Source organism: Marivirga lumbricoides, assembly GCF_014636295.1.
GTDB classification, from domain to species: Bacteria; Bacteroidota; Bacteroidia; order Cytophagales; family Cyclobacteriaceae; genus Marivirga; species Marivirga lumbricoides.
In genome coordinates, this window is the sequence record NZ_BMEC01000032.1 from 1 (window position 1) to 5,916 (window position 5,916).

The following is a 5,916-nucleotide window of genomic DNA, read 5'->3' on the forward strand; positions in this document are numbered from 1 at the left end:
AAGTATATGAGGCTCTGGCCAGAAACAATGTTAATACCGGTGGGGCTTACATTGAGAAGAACAGGATGTCTAATTTCATCCGTGGAGAAGGCTTGGTGCGCTCTCTGGATGATATCCGAAAAATCGTTATAAAAACAGAAAATGGGATCCCGGTTACGGTAGGTGATGTCGCCTCTAAAGTACACTTCGGCAGCCAAGTGCGATATGGGGCTTTCACACAGGATGGAAAAGAAGCTGTTGGCGGCATCATTATGATGCTAAAAGGCTCTAATCCCAATGCGGTGATCCAAAATGTAAAAGAGCGTATGGCTGAGGTAGAAAAGTCCCTTCCCGAGGGGCTCGCGATTAACTCAATCATAGACCGAAGTGACCTTATTTCCAGAACTACAGATACCGTAAAAACCAACTTATTGGAAGGCGCATTAATTGTGATTTTTGCTCTGGTAATACTGTTGGGTAGCGTCCGTGGTGGCATTATCACCGCCACCACTATTCCGCTTTCCTTGCTTTTTGCTTTTATCCTGATGAAACAGTTTAATGTCTGGGCCAACCTCATGAGCCTGGGGGCTATTGACTTTGGGATTATCATAGATGGGGCGGTGATCATTATTGAAGGTACGGTATACGAAATCCAGAAGCGCATCCGCTCCGGTAAAATCAAATTCAATCAGGGTGTGATGGATGAAGTGGCTTATGATGCAGGAAGTACCATGATGAGTTCGGCTTTCTTCGGACAGATTATCATTCTTATTGTATTTGCCCCTATTTTATTCCTCACCGGTGTGGAGGGTAAAATGTTCCAGCCCATGGCCTACACCTTTGGGTTTGCCATGATTGGTGCCATTATCCTGTGCCTGACTTATGTGCCTATGATGTCGGCTTTATTCATGAAGCCCATTCAAAATAAAAAGAACTGGTTTGGCCGGTTTGAACGCTGGCTGGAAAGGGTAAGTGATAAAATCATTGGTGGTATTCAAAAAGCCTACCTGCCCCTGCTAAAAAGTGCCCTGCGTTTTAAAGCAATAGTGATTATCGTAGCTATAGTTCTGCTGGGAGTAGCCGGATTCATTTTTTCACGGATGGGAGGTGAGTTTGTTCCTCAGCTTGATGAGGGAGATATCGCCATGCAGGCACTCATCAGGCCCGGAAGTTCCCTAAGCGAATCAAAAGAAGTATCCATCAAGATTGAGAACCTGTTGCTGGAAAGTTTCCCTGAAATAAAAACAGTAACTGCCAGAATCGGAGTGGCGGATATTCCTACTGATCCCATGCCCATGGATATTGCGGATATGTACCTCATATTAGAAAAAGATAAAGACAAATGGGTTTCAGCAGAAAGCAAAGATGAACTGATTGAGGCCATCAAGAATAAGCTGGATGAGCAACTGACTGGTGTAAACCTGGTATTCACCCAGCCCGTAGAGCTGCGTTTTAACGAGTTGTTGGAAGGAGTACGGGAAGACATAGCTGTAAAACTCTATGGCGAAGACCTGGAAGTGCTTTCTGCAAAAGTGCAGGAAATGGCTGATATCATTTCTACCGTGCCCGGGGCTGGTGATGTGAACCCTGAACGGACATCAGGACTCCCCCAAATGACAGTTCGTTATAACCGGGATAAAATTGCACAGTACGGCCTGGATATTCAAAAGCTCAATGAGTATGTAAGTTCTGCCTTTGCTGGTGGTGTTGCAGGGGTAATCTTTGAGGGCGAAAAACGATTTGATCTGGTCATCCGCTTTGATGAAAAACACCGGAAGAGCATTGACGACTTGCGTACACTTTATATTGATTTGCCCGATGGTACACAAGTTCCTATAAAAGAAGTTGCAGATATCAGCTATGTGCCGGGCCCCATGCAGATCTCCCGTGATAACACGTATAGACGAACCTATGTTGGAGTCAATACCAGAGGCCGTGATGTGGAATCAGTGGTCAATGATATACAGGACAAACTGGATGCACAACTAGACTTGCCTCCTGGCTATTACATCACTTATGGCGGTGAGTTTGAAAACCTGGAGCGGGCGAAAAGCCGGTTGCAGATCGTAGTGCCTATTGCACTCTTCCTGATTTTTGTGCTGCTGTACTTCGCCTTACAATCCTTTTCACAATCCATCATGATTTACATCGCCATTCCACTGGCAGCCATCGGTGGTGTATTTGCTTTATGGATTAGAGATATGCCATTTAGCATTTCAGCGGGTGTGGGCTTTATCGTTCTTTTCGGAGTAGCGGTGTTGAATGGTTTGGTCTTGATCAACCGATTCAATTCCCTGAAAGAAGAAGGGGTCACCAGCATCAGAGACCGCATTCTTACCGGTACCAAAGAAAGGATCAGGCCGATCATGCTTACAGCTACTACAGATATATTCGGCTTCTTGCCGATGGCATTTTCTGCTTCAGCAGGTGCCGAAGTACAAAGACCTTTAGCCACAGTGGTAATTGGCGGAATGCTTACAGCTACACTGCTCACTTTGGTGGTGCTTCCGGTACTTTACACTTTTGTGGAAAGCAGAAGTGACAAAAGAAAAAGTCTGAAAGGGCCAAATGCCAACATGATTATTGTACTGCTGGTTTGTGGAGGTCTATTCGGGCTGCCTGCCTTGGCCAATGCCCAAAAGCAACAACAGCCACAAGACAGTTTGCCAACGATCACACTGGATCAGGCGAGAAAACGTGCGGTAGAAAGCTATCCGAAAATCCAATCGGCAAGACTAGAGATAGAAAACCAGGAAGTGCTTAAGAAAACAGCCTGGGACTTTGGGAATACGCAGGTATTTACCGGAAAGGAAGAAGTGGGCAATGGCTCTGATGGAGTTTACACACAATTTGGAATTCAACAACAACAGATAGATGTGTTTGGAATAGCCCCAAGGCTGAAATTGCAAAAAGAACGGGTAGCACTTGCCGAGAAGGCACTGGACCTATCCGTCATTGAACTGGAGCGGGAAGTAAGCCAGGCTTGGGCCATGGTATATGCTACCAAAAACAACTACCAGGTTTATGAACAGTTGGATTCGGTATTTGCAGATATTGAAAGAGCGGCCAGGATTCGCTTGGAAACGGAAACCACATCTAAACTGGAATACCTGGCTACTTCCAACCAGGCCAATCAGGTACAGATACAAAAAGAGCAGGCATATCGGGATTATCTGAGTGCTTTACAGCGCCTGAACCTTTGGTTTGCCAATGACACGCTGTATACCGTACCGGATGTCCCAACCAGTCAATTGGACGAACCGCTCAATTATGTAGCTGATTCATTGATGAACCATCCTTTGCTGAATGTATCAAAGCAACAGGTAGATGTAGCGGATGCCACCATAAAAGAGAGGCGTTCGCAGTTCTTGCCTCAATTACAGGGGCAGTATGGGCGACAGCAGATTGCCGGGCAATCTGGATTTTATCAGTACCAGGTAGGTGTCAGAATCCCTTTGTTTTTCGGACCTGAGCTGGGCAGGACACAGTCGGCCAAAATCCAACGGGATATTGCGGGTCAAAACCTGCGCCAAAACCAGTTGGAACTGAATGCCGCCTATCAGGACATGAGAGAACAATACCTGAAGTGGCTCAATTCATGGAACTACTACCGGGATGAGGCACTTCCGCTGGCCCAGGAGCAACGGGACGGAGCTATTTTGGCTTACCGGGAAGGGGCTATAGATTATGTCACCTTCCTGCAAAATATCCGGGATGCCATTCGCATAGAAGTTGATTCCTGGAATGCCTTTGGTAATTACCTGAATAGCCGCTACCAACTGGAATACTACTTAAGAACATCAAACTAAAAGTAAACTGATCATCAGATATAAAAATAGAAGCACAATGAAAAAGCAAATCATATATATAGTGGCACTGGTACTTATGGTATCGGTATTTACGGGCTGCGGCAGCAAGTCGGCTGAGAACTCCGGTGAAGCATCTCACGAAGAACACAATGAGGGCGAGGCTGGACACGCAGGTGAAGAAGGCGGACATGAAGGCGAAGAAGGAGAACATAGTGAAGAAGGAATGGCCGAGCTTCACCTTTCTGATATGAAATTTGAAAGTTTGGGTATTAAGGTAGATACCCTGCCAACCCGGGCTCTCTCGGGCGTGGTGGAAGCCAACGGCCAGTTGGAGGTACCACCACAGCATGAAGCAACTGTTACGGCCATATTGGGCGCTAATGTTACCTCCATCAAGGTGATTGAGGGCGATCAAGTAAACAAAGGTAAGGTGTTGGCGTATCTCTCACACCCAAACCTAAGCAAACTTCAGACAGATTATGTGCGGGCATACAGTCAACTACAGTTTCTGGAGAAGGAAAACCAACGGCAGAAAAGGTTGTACGAAGAGGAAGTGGGTTCCGGAAAAACCTATCAGCAAATTCAGGCGGACTATCAGGCCATGAAAGGAGAAGTGAAGGGCTACGAAGCACAGTTAAGGCAGCTTAGCCTCAACGTGGAGAAAGTCCAAAGTGGTGATATTTATCAGTATGTGCCTGTAGTAAGCCCTATTGATGGTTACATTGAAAAAGTGGAAGTCCAACTTGGGCAATATGTAGACCCGCAAACCGAGATGTTTATGATTGTCAATACTGACCACATCCATGCTGACCTGATGGTGTTTGAAAAGGATGTCCACAAAGTGAAAAAAGGACAAAAAGTATCCTTTACTGTGGAGTCAGTTCCAGGAAATACCCTAACTGCCAAAATTTATTCTGTCGGGAAGCAGTTTGAGCAAAACCCTAAAGCAGTCCATGTGCATGCGGAAATAGATCAAAAAGAGGATTTTCTTATTCCCGGCATGTACATCAATGGGAAAATTCGCACCGGAAATAACCCTGTAAAGGCTTTACCTGAAAGCGCGCTTATAGAGGAAGAAGGAAAGCCGTACATTTTCATGGCAGAAGCGCATGAAGAAGACGGAAAGACCGAATGGGCGTTTAAAGCCATAGAAGTGCGCACAGGTATCACCGAAGATGGTTGGGTAGAGATCAAATTATTGGAGCCACTTCCTGACGGTGCTCAGGTGGCATGGAATAACGCCTACTATCTGATCTCTGAAATGAAGAAAAGCCAGACTTCTCATAGTCATTGATTTAGTTGATTAGGCAAGGGCAGTTGGTAAATGTCATTTGCTAACTGCCAACTCTCAAATATTAAATTATAAAAAACAAACACATGAAATGAGCATAAACTTAGAGTCCTTAACATACCAACCAAGTATGAATAAGTTTATCGCGAATTCCATGTGACCGTTGGAATTAAACACATACACATGAAAGAAATAAAAGCATTTATAAAACCTAAAAAAGTACAGATAGTAGTTAAATCGCTGCGAGATGCAGGATTTGAAAGTGTAACCCTATCCAAAGGAGAAGGTACCGGAGCTCATAAAGATTCTGGTGCATCTCCATCATTGGATTTTCATTTTACCGATAGCCCGATTGTTAAGCTGGAACTGGTCTGCCAAAATGAGGAAACGGATAAAGCCATTCAACTGATCTGTGGCAAGGCTCAAACACCTGAACCGGGCGATGGCATTATTTACGTTTCAGAAATAGATGATGCTTATCGGATCAAGACTGGAGATTCTCTAAAACAATAAGCACAAGCTGATGATAAAAGATTTAGAAGAAAATCTATTACAGCACAAGATAAAACCCACAGCCATGCGCTTGTTGGTCCTGGAATACCTGCTGGATCGTGAGATAGCAGTAAGTCTTACTGATCTATACAAGGATTTTGTGAAATCAGACAGAACTACCATCTACAGAACGCTAAAAGCGTTTGAGGATAACGGTCTGGTACACAGCATTGATGATGGTACCGGAGTGCCTAAGTATGCCTTGTGCGAAGCAGGTTGTAAATGTGAAGTAGAAAGGGATCTGCACCTGCACTTTCATTGCAGAAAATGTGGCGAAACCAAATG

At 44.9% G+C, this 5,916-nt stretch carries 4 protein-coding genes; all 4 read left to right on the forward strand.

Going from position 1 to position 5,916, the window contains the following annotated elements; translation table 11 throughout:
• A partial coding sequence (locus IEV85_RS24475; protein ID WP_188467905.1) for a CusA/CzcA family heavy metal efflux RND transporter occupies positions 1–3,788 on the forward strand: 3,788 nt, incomplete at its 5' end.
• A gap of 37 nt (positions 3,789–3,825) precedes the next feature.
• A complete protein-coding gene (locus tag IEV85_RS24480; RefSeq protein ID WP_155171104.1) occupies positions 3,826–5,082 on the forward strand; it encodes an efflux RND transporter periplasmic adaptor subunit in 1,257 nt (418 codons plus the stop codon).
• A gap of 180 nt (positions 5,083–5,262) precedes the next feature.
• Positions 5,263–5,592: a P-II family nitrogen regulator gene (locus IEV85_RS24485; RefSeq protein ID WP_188467906.1), complete on the forward strand. Its 330-nt coding sequence runs from the start codon at positions 5,263–5,265 to the stop codon at positions 5,590–5,592.
• A 10-nt stretch (positions 5,593–5,602) separates the two neighbouring features.
• Positions 5,603–5,916, forward strand: a 314-nt coding sequence (locus IEV85_RS24490) for a transcriptional repressor (protein ID WP_188467907.1), incomplete at its 3' end; no start/stop codon positions are given.